The sequence below is a fragment of the Agrobacterium sp. LEGMi-208b genome, from assembly GCF_059511785.1.
Genome location: NZ_CM183445.1, coordinates 809,325 through 824,539, shown reverse-complemented (window position 1 = coordinate 824,539; position 15,215 = coordinate 809,325). Strand labels below are relative to the sequence as shown.

The following is a 15,215-nucleotide window of genomic DNA, read 5'->3' as shown; positions in this document are numbered from 1 at the left end:
CCTTTTCTGATGGTCCGCAAGGTGCCCTCTATCGCGAAAGCCGGCGGGTGAGCCCTGCATGTCGTATACTTCTATAGAATTTCAACCTTCCGGCAAAGGGACAAACTCTTCTTCGTCGCCGGGAACGATGTCGAAGCGTCCGGTTCTCCACTCCTGTTTGGCCTGTTCTATGCGTTCTTTTGATGACGAAACGAAGTTCCACCAGATGTAACGGCGTTGATTGAGCGCCGCCCCGCCGAAGATCATGATGTGACAGCCATTGCTGCCCGCCTGCAGCGTGATGTCGTCGCCGGGCCGGAAAACGAGGAGCTGATCGGCGGCGAAAATATCGCCCGCGACATCGAGCGAACCGGAGAGAATATAGATCGCCCGCTCTTCATGATCGGCGGAGAAGGGAAATTTCACCCCCGGCTCCAGCGTCAGATCGACATAAAGCGTGTCGGTAAAGGCTGAAACGGGCGAGGTGAGACCTTCGAATTCGCCGATCACCACGCGGCCGGATGCGCCCTTGATATCGATCAGCGGCATGTCTTCCTTGGCTGTATGGGCAAAGGCCGGGTCGATTTCTTCCATATGGTCTGGCAGGGCAAGCCAGGTCTGCAGGCCGGACATGGAGAGCGGATGGCCCCGCAGGTTTTCCGGTGTGCGTTCCGAATGCACGATGCCGCGCCCGGCCGTCATCAGGTTGATGTCGCCGGGGCGAATGACGAGTTCCGTGCCGAGACTGTCGCGGTGCTTGATTTCGCCGTCGAACAGATAAGTGACGGTGGAAAGCCCGATATGCGGATGCGGCTTCACATCCAGCGCTTCTCCCGCCTTGAGGATCGCCGGGCCCATGCGGTCGAAAAAGATAAAGGGACCGACAAGCCGCCGCTGCCGGGTCGGCAATGCGCGGCGCACGGCAAAGCCGCCAATATCGCTGGTGCGCGGAATGATGAGGTTCTCAATGGCATCGCAGGCAAAGGCATCACCCGCGACGGGATCGTTACCGGGAAAGAAGGACATATTTTGCTCCTCGTATCGTCAGACAACAAGCTTATCATAACGGACGGCCAGAGGGAGTGTCGGGATATCGAACGCTGCGTCAACTGCGGTTATGGAAACACCCCTGCCGTCATCCTCGGGCTTGACCCGAGGATCCACAACCCGTTGAAATCAATGGATCCTCGGGTCAAGCCCGAGGATGACGTCGAGTATGCTGATTGGGGACGTGGCAGCCTGTGGAATCACGTCCAAACGCTGCCGCCATGGCCAATCACTCCCCGTCCAGCGGCTCCACACCCTGTGGCTTGCCCGCACGGTCGAGACGGATTTTCTCGATCCGCTTTTCCGCAGCATTGAGCAGCGTTTCGCAATGCTTCTTCAGGGCTTCGCCGCGCTCGTAGATGGCGATGGATTCGTCCAGCGCCACGTCGCCGCGTTCCAGACGTGCGACAATGCTTTCCAGCTCGGCGACGGCTTTTTCGAAAGAATAACCGCTGACATCGGCTGTGTTGGCATTTTCCGTCATGTTCAACCCTTCATCATTCTCAAAATATGCATGGCTGCCGATTCCGCCAGCCCTTCCAGATCATAACCGCCTTCCAGCAGGCTGACGACCCGGTTCGATGTGTATTTGTCGGCCATTTCCAGCAGCCGGCCCGTCGCCCAGTCGAAATCCTCGCCCACCAGGTTGATCTGCGCCAGCGGATCGCGGTGATGTGCGTCGAAACCGGCGGAGATAAGGATGAGATCGGGCGAAAAATCGGCGATCGCCGGCAGGACCCGCGATTTGAACGCCTCGCGGAAATGTTCGCTGCCGGTATTGGGCGAAAGCGGCGCGTTGACGACGTTGTTCTTCACGCCGGTTTCATGCTTGTCGCCGCTCCACGGGTAAAGCGGCATCTGGTGGGTGGAACAGAACAGCACCGACGTATCGTTCCAGAAGATATCCTGCGTACCGTTGCCGTGATGCACGTCCCAGTCGATGATGGCGATGCGCTCTGCGCCGTGCGCCTTCTGCGCATGACGGGCGGCAATCGCCACATTGTTGAAGAGACAGAAACCCATGGCCTTGGCCGTTTCCGCATGATGGCCGGGCGGGCGGGCGGCGACGAAGACATTGTCGGCAGCGCCGGTAAAAACGTCATCCACGGCCGCCATGGCAGCGCCGATGCCGGTCAGCGCCGCCTGCAGGCTTTTGGGCGAGAGATAGGTATCGGACTCGATCCGGTTGATCGCGCCATCTTCTTCGGGCACCTGGCGCATGACGGCAAGCAGATGCTCTTCCGGATGTGCCAGAAGCACCGCATCCTCATTGGCCTGCGGCGCCTGTTTGCGGTCCAGCCGCTCGAAATTCGGGTGTTCGAGCGCGATGTTCAGCGACCGCAGGCGGTCCGGCCGCTCGGGGTGGCCGGATGGCGTGATATGCTCCAGGAAGATCGGGTGCTCGTATAAACGCGTCGCCATGCTTTTCCTCCCGAAGAAAGTCTGTTCAGGCGCGCTGCGGCAGAAGCGGATAACCGGCCATCACGGCACGGCCGGCCAGTGCGGCAAGCACGGCCTTCAGCGCATCGCCCGGAATGAAGGCGAGCGAACCCATGAAGGCCTTTTCGAAACCGAGCCCGACGACCACCGCCAGATAGGTAATGCCGAAGGCATAAAGCACGACCACACCGCCGATCAGGCTGGCGACGAAGAAACCGATACCCTGCGCCAGTGCCGACTGACCGCGATGGACGAATTTTTCCGAGAGGAAGCCGGTCACGAAAACAGCTGCGATCCAGCCGATCAGGAAGCCCGTCGTCGGCGTGGTGAAGATCGAAAGACCGCCGCGCCCGCCAGAAAGCACCGGCAGGCCGATGGCTGCGATCAGGATCGTCAGCAGAACTGCAAGCGTGCCGCGTTTCGCGCCCAGCACGACGCCGGCCAGCATGACGCCGAGCGACTGCGCGGTGATGGGCACCGGAATGAAACCGAGCGTGATCGGCGGCAGAAGCCCGAGTGCGATGATGATGGCGGAAAACAGCGAAATCAGCACAAGGTCGCGGGTCGTCATGGCGCTTAAAACTCCGGATGGTTATCTGGTCGTCAGCTTTGGCCTCTGAAACCGCGCGCGTCAATGGCGTCGGCAATGGCATCGGCATCCTTCAACGTCATAATGACAAGCGGTACGATGATGGTGGCCATCCGCACCGGTAGGCCGCGTGCCCGATGCGCATCGCGCACCGCATGGTAACGGTTGACGATCTCAGGCACGAAGCGCACCACCAGTCCGACCGAGAGCCCGATATCGGCCGCCTTCACCAGCCCCAGCCTTTCCAGCGGGGCGGCGGCAAGCGCGATCTCGTCCATGAACTCTGAAATGCTGACGGTGATGGTGACGGCCGTGGCGAGGAGCGCCAGCGCCGTCAGCCGTAGAAGATTGACACTGGCATCGTGGGCCGGAAGCAGGAGATAGCTGAAGCCGGCGACGAGAAAGATGGTCAGCATCACCGGGCGCAGCCGCAGGCCGATCTCGCGGATGGGCAGCCGCGTCTCGCGCAGGATGGCGGCGGCGAGAACCACGGCGCATCCGAGAAGCAGCAGATCGCGGGTGAGGAACAGCGCAATGCTGAAACCCGCAAGCGTCAGGAGCTTGAGGCGCGGCGAAACGCGGTAGAGCCAGCCCGTGCCTTCAACGTGCAGCGATTTCATCGCGAGACCACCTCCAGATAATGCGCGACGGCCTCATCGGGGGCGGCATCTGCAATCAGGGCACCCTCATGGAAAACCAGCACGCGGTCGAAACCTTGAAGCAGCGGCAGGTCGTGGGTGATGACGATCAGCGTCTGCGACAGCGCCGCCATGGTTTTCTCGACGATGGTGCGGTTCTTGAGATCGAGCTGGTTGGTCGGCTCATCGAGAATGAGGATTTGCGGTTCCGTGACCAGCAGGGCCGCCAGCGCCGCAAGCTGCAGCTCGCCGCCGGAAAGTTCATGGGCGCGCCGCTCCTCCAGATGCGAGATGCCCAGCCGGGCGAGAACGGTCTTCACCCGGCTTTCGGTTTCCGCCTTGCCGAGACCGAGCCGCTTGAGGCCGAAGGCGACATCGTCGCGCACGATCGGCAGGATGATCTGGTTCTGCGGGTTCTGGAAGATGAAACCCACCGTCTGCAAGACCGCCTTGGCGTCCGTCACGGTATCGAGACCGTTGATCGACACCTTGCCCCCGCTCGGCTTGGTCAGCCCATTGATCAGCCGTGCAAAGGTGGTCTTGCCCGAACCGTTGAGGCCGATCACGCCGATGCGCCGTTCTGTCAGGGTGAGAGACAGGGGCTGCAAGGCTTGCCGGCCCTCGAAGGCCACGCCGGCAAAGTCGAAACGTATTTCCAAGTTTTTCATGCTCTCTCGCATAATCCACGGCGCAACGATTTCCTAGAGCGAACCACACTCCTTTCGTCATCCCGGCCTTGAGCCGGGATCCAGTCGACGCGCGTCGGCGCGGCGGGAAGAGTCTTTTCAGCCCAAGGACTTGGGCTGGCTGGATACCGGCTCAAGGCCGGTATGACGGAAAGCAGCGGGCATGACCCTGATCCCGTCATCAACAGAAGTGAAGAAAAGAACAAAAAAAGAACATTGCAATCCTGAAAAAGCCGTTCTACCTTCACGGCCATGACGATCAAGGTTTCGAACGAAGCGGCAAGGCGGATTTTTCTGGCGCGGCAGGGGCTTTCCTCTCCGCCCGGCAAGGCGCTTTCCAAGGACGGGCTGCTGCAGCTCATCACTGACCTCGGCTTCGTGCAGGTGGATAGCATCGGCACGGTGGAGCGCGCCCACCACCAGATCATCTTTTCCCGCAACCAGACCTACAGGCGCGGCCACCTGACAACGCTGCTGGAAAAGGACCGCGCGCTCTTCGAACACTGGACGCATGACGCCTCCATCCTGCCGACGGAATTTTATCCCTATTGGAAACACCGCTTCCGCCGCCGCGAGCCGATCATTCAGGAGCGCTGGCGCAAATGGCATGGCGAGGGCTTCGATGCGGCTTTCGGCGAAACGCTGGAGCGCATTGCCGCAAGCGGACCGGTTCTGGCGCGGGAGCTGAAGGAGGAGGGGCACCAGTCCGGTGGCTGGTGGAACTGGCATCCGTCCAAGACGGCGCTCGAATATCTCTGGCACACCGGCAAGCTCGCGATTGCCGGCCGCGTGAATTTCCAGAAGGTCTATGATCTGGCCGAACGGGTCATTCCCGGCGAGCATCACGAAACCGAGGTGGAGCATGCCGAATTTGTCGACTGGGCCTGCCGCGAGGCACTGAAGCGGCTGGGTTTTGCCACCCACGGTGAAATCGCCGCCTTTTTCGACCTCGTTACCCCGCAGGAGGCGAGGGACTGGGTCAAAAGCCATCGCGACGAGCTCTGCGAGGTCTCGCTTCTTGCAAGCGCTGGCGACACCGCCCGCCCGTCTTTTGCCTTCGCCGATTTCACCGCCGACCTGAGCGATGTACCGGAACCCTCCACCCGCGTCCGGGTCTTGAGCCCGTTCGACCCGCTGCTGCGCGACCGCAATCGCACGGAGCGGCTATTCGGCTTTTATTATCGCATCGAGGTCTTCGTGCCGGAGCCGAAACGGCAATATGGCTATTATGTCTTTCCGCTTCTGGAGGGTGACCGGCTGATTGGCCGTATCGACATGAAGGCGGAGCGCAAGGGCGGCACGCTGGATGTTCGTCGTCTCTGGCTGGAGCCGGGCGTGCGCGCCTCGGCTGGACGGCTGGAGAAGCTCGACGCGGAACTGGTGAGGCTGGCGAAGTTTACCGGGGTGGAGAGCGTGAATTATCTGGAGGGATGGCGGGAGGAAAATTGAGGTTTTCCGCACGGATGAGTGTGAGACAGGTGGCTGCCAGACGTAACGTTACCGATCCGCGATGCCGCAGTGTCGCGGCTTGTTTCTTCTCCCCGCCGGGGAGAAGGTGGCCCGAAGGGTCGGATGAGGGGGTGACGCTAGCGATATGCGGAGAGCTTGCCCCCTCATCCCGCTGCCACGGACTTCTCCCCGGCGGGGAGAAGAAGAATGCCGCACCCGCTCGCCTCACAATTGCGCTGTGAAGCTGGCCTAATGCGCTGTGACGCTGGACTAGCGCTCAAAATCACCCGATATCCGTCGCCGAAATCTTGATGCCGAAGCCTTCAAGCCCGACATAATGCCGCTCGCGCGTGGTCATCAGCTTTATGGAGCTGATGCCGAGATCCTTCAGGATCTGCGCGCCAAGGCCGATTTCCAGCCATTCATTCTCGCGCGAACGGGCCTGGGCATGCGCCTCGTCCGGGTCGCGCGCCTTGCGGCGTCCGGCTACCTGGCCGACGCCGACGGAACCCTCGCGCAGATAAACGATGACGCCGCGGCCTTCCTCGGCGATCTTCTGCATATAGTGCCGCACCGGCTGGCGGTCGCCGAATACGTCGTCGGCGACGTTTTCCGGATGCAGGCGCACGGGAATATCGACGCCGTCTCTGATATCGCCGAAAATCACCGCCATATGCTGCATCGGATCCCAGGGCAGGGAATAGGTCTGCGCCTTGGCCGGGCCGAAGGGCGTGTCGATGGTGAAGGCGGATTCCATCTCCACCAGCGTTTCCTTGCGCTGGCGATAGGCGATGAGATCGGCGACCGAAACATGCTTCATGCCATGTTTTTCGGCGAAATCGAGGACCTGCGGGCCGCGCATCACCGTACCGTCGTCATTCACCAGCTCGCTGATGACGCCGATGGGCGGCAGGCCGGCGAGCCGGCAGAGATCGACCGCCGCTTCGGTATGGCCGGAGCGCATCAAGACGCCGCCCTCGCGGGAAATCAGCGGGAAGATATGGCCCGGCCGGGTGAAATCGGATGCGCCGACATTGGGGTTGGCAAGGTTGCGCACCGTCAGCGTGCGGTCGTCGGCGGAAATGCCTGTTGTGGTGCCATGCTTGAAATCGACGCTGACGGTAAAGGCCGTCGTATGGGCGCTGTCGTTTTCCGCCACCATGGCGTTGAGGTTCAGCCGCTTGGCTTCCTCACGCGGCATGGGCGCGCAGACGATACCCGAGGTGTGGCGCACGATCAGCGCCATTTTTTCGGGCGTGCAGTGAACCGCCGAAATGATCAGATCGCCTTCGTTCTCGCGGTCGTCATCATCGGTCACGACAACGATTTCACCCGCTTCGAAAGCGCGGATGGCGTCGACAACGCGTTTCTGGTCGTAGGCCATGGCGATCCTCCCTTATTTCAAACGGCCAGTCTGGCCGCGATCCCTCAGATAATGGTCGGCGACGGTGCAGGCGATCATCGCCTCGCCGATGGGCACGGCGCGGATGCCGACGCAGGGGTCGTGGCGTCCCTTGGTACGCACATCGACGTTGTTGCCATCGGTATCGATCGACAGGCGCTCCGTCAGAATGGAGGAAGTGGGCTTGATGGCGAAACGGGCGATGACGGGCTCGCCGGTCGCGATGCCGCCCAGAATGCCGCCGGCATGGTTGGAGAGGAAAATCGGCTTGCCGTCATTGCCCATGCGCATCTGGTCGGCGTTCTCCTCGCCGGAAAGCTCGGCCGAGGCAAAACCTTCGCCGATTTCCACGCCCTTGACGGCGTTGATCGACATCAGGCTGGAGGCGATATCCTGATCGAGCTTGGCATAGATCGGCGCGCCGATACCGGCCGGAACGCCTTCCGCCACCACTTCGACAACGGCGCCGATGGAGGAGCCTGCCTTGCGAATGCCGTCGAGATAGTCTTCCCACACCGGCACCATGGCTGCATCCGGGCAGAAGAACGGGTTCTGGTCGATCTGATCCCAGTCCCAATTGTTACGGTTGATTTTGTGCTTGCCGATCTGCACCAGCGCGCCGCGCACGTTGAGGCTCGGCACCACCTTGCGGGCAATCGCACCGGCGGCGACACGCGCCGCCGTCTCGCGTGCCGAGGAGCGCCCGCCGCCGCGATAATCGCGAATGCCGTATTTCAGATCATAGGTGAAATCCGCATGGCCGGGACGGAACCGCTTGGCGATCTCGCCGTAATCCTTGGAACGCTGGTCGGTATTTTCGATCAGCATGGAAATCGGCGTGCCTGTCGTGATCATCGTCTCGCCGTCCTCATCCAGCATCACGCCGGAGAGAACTTTTACGACGTCATCCTCGCGGCGCTGGGTCACGAAACGGCTTTGGCCCGGTTTGCGCTTGTCCATCCAGTGCTGCACCTCGGCAAGGGTGAAGCGGATGCCGGGCGGGCAGCCATCCACCACGCAGCCGAGTGCGGGCCCGTGGCTTTCTCCCCAGGTGGTAACGCGGAAAAGATGACCGAAACTGTTATGCGACATAGTTCTCAAAACCGGAAAACAGGGCGCCTGCGGTGAGCGCCGTTTAAAACAAGCGGATTTGTCTTAGTGGAAAATCCGGGCAAGGCAAAAGCCTTTCTTTCTCAGCGATGGGATAAGTGCGGTACGCACGACGACGATACGTCTCCTCCGGGAACAGGGATGAGGGCGGGGTGGCGATTCGGGGCCGGCCAAAGACGTTTTTCGAAATGACGAAAATGTAAAAGCGCCGTCGTTTTCCACGTTAATCCGGAGTTTTCCAATATTGCTGCGAAATGCGGTGTAAAAATCACTAACGGCTTGAACACGATCCCAAATCCGTTCATCAATTGGGCCGAAAATGTCATGGTTGCGGGCAATTTCCGCCACATTCGAAAGGCAATTCTTCATGCATGTAAGGTTTTCACGCAAATCCACGAAAGCTAGATCGATGCGTATGATGATTGCCGCCCTTCTGGCCACCGCCAACCTCCTGATGCCCATCAATGGCTTCGCCCAGAGCGTCGACGTGGAAGGCACGATCAGCAAGATCGATGCGAACGGCCTGAGCATTACGCTGAGCGACGGCAAGACCTATCGCGTGCCGGAAGAGTTCAATTTCGAAGGTCTGAAAGCGGGCGTGAAGGTCGTGGTTTTCTACACGGAAGTGGATGGGAAACGCGTGGTCGACGATCTTCAGGTCGTTGAGTAAATTCCCAGGCAGTAGTGGTATCCACCCTCATTCCTGTGCTTGTCACAGGAATCCAGTCGACGCGCGTCTGCGCGGCGGGAGACTCCTTTCAGCCCAAGGACTTGGGCTGGCTGGATTCCTGTGACAAGCACAGGAATGAGGGAGTTCTCTGAAAAACCGGCCAGATTGAAGTCGCCCGCTGCTATTGATTTTTACGTCGCGACTCTTTTCGCGATTGAGCCAGCCGTTGCCGCACTTCCCTCACGAAATCCACTCCGCCGTATTCCGATCAATCTCGACCTTCAATATCCGGTCCTGCGGAATCTGCGTCCTCGACGCCTCATCCTTGTCCATGCCGGACACCAGCCGGAAGATCGAGCGGATGACGCCGCCGTGGCAGACGCAGACTGTCGGCCTGTCCACGGAGGAGAGCCATGCGCCAATGCGCCAGGAGAGGATTTCATAGCTTTCGGCATCCTGGCCGGGGGGAATGAAATCCCATTTATTGGCCTTGCGCGCCTTCACCCGGTCCGGGAATTCTTTCTTCAGTTCCGGCAGGGTCTGCCCCTCCCAGTCGCCGAAGGAAACTTCGATCAGGCGATCGTCGGTGCGATAGGCGAGCGGATCGAGGCCCATCGCGCCGCGCATCAGTTCCATGGTCTCGCGCGTGCGTCCGAGCGGGCTTGCCACGTAATCGAAATCCGTGGCCTGTTCGCCCAAAAGACGGGCGAGAAGCCTGCCATTGCCGACCGCCTGCTGGCGGCCGAAATCATTGAGCGGAATGTCTTTCTGGCCCTGAAGCCGGCGTATCGCATTCCAGTCCGTTTGTCCGTGCCGGATCACATAGACGAGCAAGGCGATACCCCTGTTTCAAGCATATCCGCCGGTGGTCAGTCCTTCACCACCGAAATATCGGGCGCATCCACCGCCTTCATGCCGATGGTGTGGTAACCGGAATCGACATGGTGGATTTCGCCGGTCACGCCGGTCGAAAGGTCGGACAAGAGGTACAGCGCCGACTTGCCGACTTCCTCGATGGAAACGGTACGCTTCAGCGGCGCATTATATTCGTTCCACTTCAGAATATAGCGGAAGTCGCCGATGCCGGAAGCGGCAAGCGTCTTGATCGGGCCGGCGGAAACGGCATTGACGCGGATGCCGCGATTGCCGAGGTCGACGGCGAGATAACGCACGCTCGCCTCGAGTGCGGCCTTGGCCACGCCCATGACGTTGTAATTCGGCATGACCTTCTCGGCGCCGTAATAGGTCAGCGTGATGATCGAGCCACCGTCATTCATGACCGGCTCGGCACGCTTGGCAACGGCGGCCAGCGAGAACACAGAAATATCCATGGTGCGGTTGAAATTGTCGCGGCTGGTATCGAGGTAACGGCCGGTCAGCTCGTCCTTGTCGGAAAAGGCGATGGCGTGCACGACGAAGTCGATCTTGCCCCAGTGCTTTTCCAGCCCGGCAAAAACCGCATCGATCGTCTCGAGATCGGTCACGTCACAGTGACCGGCCATGAAGGCGCCCAGTTCCTGCGCGAGCGGCTCGACCCGCTTCTTCAGCGCGTCGCCCTGCCAGGTCAGCGCAACTTCCGCGCCCGCGTCGGCACAGGCCTTGGCGATGCCCCAAGCGATGGAACGATTATTGGCGACACCCATGATGAGGCCGCGTTTGCCAGCCATGAGGCCGGATGCCTGAGCCATTTTATGCTCCCTAATACTTTTGATCGGTCCTGCCTATGGCATAGGCTGCAATCCTGTTCAAGATTGCCAAAGATCATCAACTGTTAGGGAGCGTAACAAAGGGTGCGTTGTCCCGGCTATTCGCAAAACTTTCACAAATAAAGGCCTTCGCGCATATGCCGCATCAGGTCGGTCACTTTTTCATCCGGCTTTTCAAGCAGGACGATGCGCAATTCGATGACGAGATCGCCTTGTCCGCCCTTGCCGTCGGCGAGGCCCTTGCCGGCAAGCCTCAGCACACGGTCCGAGCCGGACCAGGCCGGAATGGTGATGTTTTCCTCGCCGAGCGGCGTCCTGACTTTCGTTTCGCACCCCAGAACCGCGTCGCCGAGCGATATCGGCAGCGTCGTGTGAATATCGAAGCCACGAAGGGCAAAGGCATCGTCGCGGGCGGCCAGCAATGTCACGGCGAGGTCGCCGCGCGCCATGTTGGGAAGCTTCAGACCCTGTCCCTTCAGCCGCACAACGTGTCCGTCCGTCATGCCCGCTTCAAGCTGGAAACGAACCTCGCGTTCGTCGGCAAGCGACACGGTCATCCACCTGTGCTCCAGCAGATCGGCGACCGTGACGGTGGCTTCCGCGGTAATGTCAGGCGCTTTTTCGGGAGCCGGCTGCGGCGTGCGGAACCGGCGCACGAGAGCGCTGAAGAGATTGGCGGCGAGCGATGTGGGTGCTGTCCTGTCATCGCCGGCGCCGGGCTGGGCGGTCTCGCCGGCGCCATCGCTTTTTGCAGCACTTGCGGCGGCCTTTGCGGCCTCCGCCGCCTGCTGCACCTTGGGGTCGTTCTGCGCTTCCGCACCAAAAATCCGCTCGACGATATCTTCGGCGGTTTCCGCCTTGGCGTCGGTTTTCTGGCCGGTCTGCGCCCGGTTGCGGGCATCGGCGCGGGCCAGTTCCTCCATCAGCTTTTCGGCGGCCTTGGCGCGCTCGGCGGCTTCGCGCGCGGCTTCCCGCTGCTGCATGATGGTTTCGCCGCGCTGCTTCTTCTCGGCCGCCTTGCGGGCCTGGTCGTAGAGATCGCGTTTTTTCGGGTCTTTAAGGAGATCATAAGCCTGCCCGATCTCGGCGAATCGCGCCGAAGCATCGGGATCGTCGCGATTGGCGTCCGGATGGACGGTTTTCGCCTTCGTGCGCCAGGCGGCCTTGATTTCCTCGTGGCGGGCGTCACGTTTTACGCCGAGGATTGAATATGGATCGCGCATGCGAAACACCAGTTACGTTGGCTCAGGTGCCTGCCGCCCTTCATGGCGCAATCCTGAAACTAACCCCTCCGAAAAGGGATGCCCGCGATCATTCGCCTGCACGCCCTCGGTTTAATCAACGTCGACTGTTGCAATAAGTTGCTAATCACTCCTTTACGGAGGAAGCGTGCCGCACCGAGGCCGGCTTTATTCCCCATGGCAGGGTAAACAGATTATTTCTGCTCGAAGCGGGTCAGCAGCCATTCGCCGGTTTCCGACAGGCAGGCCTGTCCGGCATAGCTCGCAACGCCCTCGAAGGAGTGGCGCGTCGTCCTGAAATCGCGGCAGACGAAACCGCTGGATTTGTCTTCGTGAATGGCGGTGACGACGCCGGCGCTGCCGGTGGCGGCGTTGGCCCAGGGCAGCGGCTGGTCGGCGAGCTTGGCGAGATCGGCGGACGTTACCGCATTGCGGATCGTCGCATCGTCCGTCTGCGGCGCATTGTTCGGCTGGTTGGGAACGGATGCCGTGGAAAGCGAGCGGTCGACCTTGTCGCCACCGAACAGATCGAGGCTGACGCAGCCGCTCAGCACCACGAGCATTGACACGACGGCGGAAACTTCCGCTACCGACGAAAGGAGGCTCTTTGTTCGACTGTTCGACTTTGCTATGACGGTCACCATCTTTCACCAGAGATCATCTCTGGGGTCCAAATCAGCTCGGGAGCATTTTAGTCAATATGTCGGAAACGGGGTTAACATCCAGTGACTTCACGGAAGAAAATGAACCTTTCACGCTTTTTGCCGAATGGCTGAAGGACGCGACGGCTTCCGAAATCAACGATCCGAACGCGGTGGCGCTTGCCACCGTGGACGAAAATGGCCTGCCGAATGTGCGCATGGTGCTGCTGAAAGGCGTCGACGACCGCGGCTTTGTTTTCTACACGAATTTCGAAAGCCAGAAGGGCCAGGAGATCCTCGGCCAGAAAAAAGCGGCCATGTGTTTCCACTGGAAAAGCCTGCGGCGTCAGGTGCGGCTGCGCGGCGAGGTGGAGATCGTCAGCGACGAGGAGGCGGATGCCTATTACGCCTCGCGCCCGCGCGGCAGCCGCATCGGCGCCTGGGCTTCCAGGCAGTCGCGGCCGCTGGAAGGCCGTTTCGCGCTGGAGAAGGCGGTGGCCGAATATACCGCCAGATATGCGATCGGCGAAATTCCGCGCCCGTCCTATTGGTCCGGTTTCCGCATTCGTCCGCTCAGCATCGAATTCTGGCACGACCGCAAGTTCCGCCTGCACGACCGCATCGAATTCCGTCGCGAGACGCCCGATGGTGCATGGTCCAAGGTCCGCATGTATCCCTGATCGCCGTCAGGGCAGGCCGTTCCGGCCTGCCTATTTCAGCAGCGAATCGAACAGCGGCAGGCCGATGACGGCGGAGATGGCGATCAGCCCATAGCAGATGCGCCGGAACGCCGCTTCATCGGCAAGCCCATGCAGCCGCGCGCCGGCATAAAGGCCCGCCCCATAAAAGGGCAGGGCCAGCAGGAAAAACACGAAGACATCGACGGTGAACAGGCCACCGACAAAATAGCTGGCGATGGAGAACACCGTCGAAACCGCGAAATAAAGAATGACATTGGCGCGCACGAAAGCGCCTTTCAGCGCCCCGCCCAGCCAATAGGCGACGACGGGTGGACCGCCCAGTTGCGCAGCCCCCGAAAACAGCCCGGCCAGAAGCCCGGTGAAGAGGGTGAGCGGTGTTTTCGGCCTGCCACTGTAACGCCAGCCGGACACCAGAAACACCAGCAGCACCACGACCACGCCGGAGATGAGCCAGCGAAGGGTGAGCGGATCGCCCTTCGAAAGCAACAGGGTTCCGAGCGGCACGCCGACAAATGCGCCGGCCGCCATGGTGAAGACTTCGCGCCGGTCCGCCATGCGAAAGGCGGGCGGTATCATGCCGAGCGTCAATACGCCGTCCACCACCAGCAGAACCGCTGACGCGATACGCGGCCCGACGATGGCGCTGGCGAGCGGGATGAAGATGAGCGCCGCGCCGAAACCGGAAAAGCCGCGGGCAAGGCCGGCGAGAAAGGCGGCGCCAGCAAACATCGCAAGCGATGTCGGACTATGTGCGGTGATGAGCGATGAGAAAAAATCGAGCGAGGGCATGGGTGACGACACGGTTTTCGAATACCTCTCTCTTAATCCATCCGGCTGGCGCCTGTCGCGCAAATACCATCCGCTCTCTGACCGCGCGCTTTCGAATCGACGTCGCCGGAGAATCGTGATTAGAGTAGTAGCGCACGAACAAAGGATGAACAAATGCTCATGTCCATGATGCGCCAGTTCGAGGCGGCCTCGCAGAAATATGCCGATGAAAACGGGATCGCCCGCGATCCGGACTGGTACATGCTGAAGCTTCAGGAAGAGGTGGGCGAGGTGACGCAGGCCTGGAACCGGCTGACGGGGCGGGGGCGCAGCAAAGGCAGGAGCGAAGAGGAGATGAAGCGGGATCTGGCCGATGAAACCGCCGATCTTCTCGGCCATGTGCTATTATTGGCGCATCAGAATGGTCTCGATATCGAAGGTGCGATCGAGCGAAAGTGGCGTTTCAAGCCATCAAAGGACTGAAGGTTCGAGCTTTTCCAACATGGCTGCCACCGCATGAAGGTCGCTTGCAACGGTAATGCACTTCTCCCGCATTTCCTCGGTCGGCGGTGCCACGTCAGGCACCATGATCGTCATCATGCCCGCCGATGAGGCCGAGCGTACGCCCGAATAGGAATCTTCCAGCGCAAGGCAGCGACCCGGATCGAGGGAAAGCCGTCGAGCCGCGGTCAGATAGGGCATGGGCGCGGGTTTCGGCTCGGTATAATCACCGCGCGCGACGATGGTGTCGAAACGTCTGAGAAGATCGTGGGGGCCGAGATGGCGCGTCACCGAATCGTGCCGCGACGAGGTGGCGATGGCGCGGCGGATATCGAGCCGGTCAAGCAGATCGAGAATGTCGACGACGCCCGGCTTCAATGCCACGCCCTCCGCCATCATCACGCCAAGATGCCGGAGCCAGGCGTCGCGGAAGCTGTCGATGGGAAAATCCGCGCCGTAATCGGCAAAGATGGTGCCGGTTATGACGTCCCAGGGGCTGCCGCAGACCTTCTGATAGGTCTCGACCTTCATGCCATGGCCGCCTTCCTCCGAGGCAGCCAGAAATGAATCGCGATAGAGCCTCTCGCTTTCGATCAGCAATCCGTCCATGTCGAAAACCACGGCCTGTGGAAGAAAAGGCAGCATGG

Annotated in this window: 18 protein-coding genes; 4 read left to right on the top strand and 14 right to left on the bottom strand. The window is 60.8% G+C overall.

Going from position 1 to position 15,215, the window contains the following annotated elements; all coding sequences use genetic code 11:
- Positions 1-81: 81 nt before the first annotated feature.
- The 6 genes from AC5YUO_RS04145 to AC5YUO_RS04120 all read right to left on the bottom strand — a co-directional run bounded on the left by AC5YUO_RS04145 (position 82) and on the right by AC5YUO_RS04120 (position 4,352).
- Positions 82-1,005 carry a pirin family protein gene (locus AC5YUO_RS04145; protein ID WP_142778808.1) on the bottom strand — a complete coding sequence of 308 codons (924 nt, stop codon included), beginning with the start codon at positions 1,003-1,005 and terminating at the stop codon, positions 82-84.
- A 250-nt stretch (positions 1,006-1,255) separates the two neighbouring features.
- A complete protein-coding gene (locus tag AC5YUO_RS04140; protein WP_003503059.1) occupies positions 1,256-1,510 on the bottom strand; it encodes an exodeoxyribonuclease VII small subunit in 255 nt (84 codons plus the stop codon).
- 2 nt (positions 1,511-1,512) lie between these two features.
- Positions 1,513-2,448, bottom strand: a complete 936-nt coding sequence (locus AC5YUO_RS04135; RefSeq protein ID WP_496154350.1) for a histone deacetylase family protein — start codon at positions 2,446-2,448, stop codon at positions 1,513-1,515.
- A gap of 25 nt (positions 2,449-2,473) precedes the next feature.
- On the bottom strand, positions 2,474-3,037 hold the full coding sequence (locus AC5YUO_RS04130; RefSeq protein WP_400819944.1) for a biotin transporter BioY: 564 nt from the start codon (positions 3,035-3,037) through the stop codon (positions 2,474-2,476).
- A gap of 32 nt (positions 3,038-3,069) precedes the next feature.
- A complete protein-coding gene (locus tag AC5YUO_RS04125; RefSeq protein ID WP_496154349.1) occupies positions 3,070-3,675 on the bottom strand; it encodes a CbiQ family ECF transporter T component in 606 nt (201 codons plus the stop codon).
- Positions 3,672-4,352, bottom strand: coding sequence for an energy-coupling factor ABC transporter ATP-binding protein (locus AC5YUO_RS04120; protein ID WP_496154803.1), 681 nt, complete (start codon positions 4,350-4,352; stop codon positions 3,672-3,674). The genes AC5YUO_RS04125 and AC5YUO_RS04120 overlap by 4 nt, the downstream gene beginning before the upstream one ends.
- A 279-nt stretch (positions 4,353-4,631) precedes the next feature.
- Between AC5YUO_RS04120 and AC5YUO_RS04115 the strand changes: the two genes are divergently transcribed.
- The gene (locus AC5YUO_RS04115; protein WP_496154348.1) at positions 4,632-5,828 is read left to right on the top strand and encodes a winged helix-turn-helix domain-containing protein; all 1,197 of its coding nucleotides are present in this window, start codon (positions 4,632-4,634) and stop codon (positions 5,826-5,828) included.
- Positions 5,829-6,111: 283 nt separating this feature from the next.
- Here the strand turns inward: AC5YUO_RS04115 and ribB are convergent, their stop codons facing one another.
- Together ribB and aroC are read right to left on the bottom strand one after the other, a co-directional pair.
- Entirely contained in the window at positions 6,112-7,212 is a 1,101-nt protein-coding gene (gene ribB, locus AC5YUO_RS04110; protein WP_400819939.1) for a 3,4-dihydroxy-2-butanone-4-phosphate synthase, read from the bottom strand.
- A gap of 12 nt (positions 7,213-7,224) precedes the next feature.
- Entirely contained in the window at positions 7,225-8,322 is a 1,098-nt protein-coding gene (gene aroC / locus AC5YUO_RS04105; RefSeq protein WP_496154347.1) for a chorismate synthase, read from the bottom strand.
- A 427-nt stretch (positions 8,323-8,749) separates the two neighbouring features.
- On the opposite strand from aroC, the gene AC5YUO_RS04100 reads away from it, so the two are divergent.
- On the top strand, positions 8,750-9,010 hold the full coding sequence (locus AC5YUO_RS04100) for a DUF1344 domain-containing protein (protein WP_188128886.1): 261 nt from the start codon (positions 8,750-8,752) through the stop codon (positions 9,008-9,010).
- Between the two features lie 240 nt (positions 9,011-9,250).
- Here the strand turns inward: AC5YUO_RS04100 and AC5YUO_RS04095 are convergent, their stop codons facing one another.
- The 4 genes from AC5YUO_RS04095 to AC5YUO_RS04080 all read right to left on the bottom strand — a co-directional run bounded on the left by AC5YUO_RS04095 (position 9,251) and on the right by AC5YUO_RS04080 (position 12,601).
- Complete coding sequence (locus AC5YUO_RS04095) at positions 9,251-9,844, bottom strand: histidine phosphatase family protein (RefSeq protein WP_496154346.1); 594 nt, start codon at positions 9,842-9,844, stop codon at positions 9,251-9,253.
- A 35-nt stretch (positions 9,845-9,879) separates the two neighbouring features.
- Positions 9,880-10,698: an enoyl-ACP reductase FabI gene (fabI, locus tag AC5YUO_RS04090; RefSeq protein ID WP_003521090.1), complete on the bottom strand. Its 819-nt coding sequence runs from the start codon at positions 10,696-10,698 to the stop codon at positions 9,880-9,882.
- Between the two features lie 131 nt (positions 10,699-10,829).
- Positions 10,830-11,939, bottom strand: a complete 1,110-nt coding sequence (locus tag AC5YUO_RS04085; protein WP_496154345.1) for a DnaJ C-terminal domain-containing protein — start codon at positions 11,937-11,939, stop codon at positions 10,830-10,832.
- A gap of 212 nt (positions 11,940-12,151) precedes the next feature.
- Positions 12,152-12,601 (bottom strand): RT0821/Lpp0805 family surface protein, encoded by a 450-nt coding sequence (locus tag AC5YUO_RS04080; RefSeq protein ID WP_400819929.1) that lies wholly within the window; start codon positions 12,599-12,601, stop codon positions 12,152-12,154.
- Positions 12,602-12,657: 56 nt separating this feature from the next.
- Here AC5YUO_RS04080 and pdxH point away from each other — a divergent pair, with 56 nt between their 5' ends.
- Entirely contained in the window at positions 12,658-13,278 is a 621-nt protein-coding gene (gene pdxH / locus AC5YUO_RS04075; RefSeq protein ID WP_496154344.1) for a pyridoxamine 5'-phosphate oxidase, read from the top strand.
- A gap of 30 nt (positions 13,279-13,308) precedes the next feature.
- On the opposite strand, the gene AC5YUO_RS04070 is transcribed toward pdxH, so the two are convergent.
- On the bottom strand, positions 13,309-14,088 hold the full coding sequence (locus tag AC5YUO_RS04070; RefSeq protein ID WP_400820035.1) for a sulfite exporter TauE/SafE family protein: 780 nt from the start codon (positions 14,086-14,088) through the stop codon (positions 13,309-13,311).
- Between the two features lie 153 nt (positions 14,089-14,241).
- Here AC5YUO_RS04070 and AC5YUO_RS04065 point away from each other — a divergent pair, with 153 nt between their 5' ends.
- Complete coding sequence (locus AC5YUO_RS04065) at positions 14,242-14,550, top strand: pyrophosphohydrolase domain-containing protein (RefSeq protein ID WP_496154343.1); 309 nt, start codon at positions 14,242-14,244, stop codon at positions 14,548-14,550.
- On the opposite strand, the gene AC5YUO_RS04060 is transcribed toward AC5YUO_RS04065, so the two are convergent.
- Positions 14,539-15,213: an HAD family hydrolase gene (locus tag AC5YUO_RS04060; RefSeq protein ID WP_496154342.1), complete on the bottom strand. Its 675-nt coding sequence runs from the start codon at positions 15,211-15,213 to the stop codon at positions 14,539-14,541. The genes AC5YUO_RS04065 and AC5YUO_RS04060 overlap by 12 nt on opposite strands.
- Between the last annotated feature and the right edge of the window lie 2 nt (positions 15,214-15,215).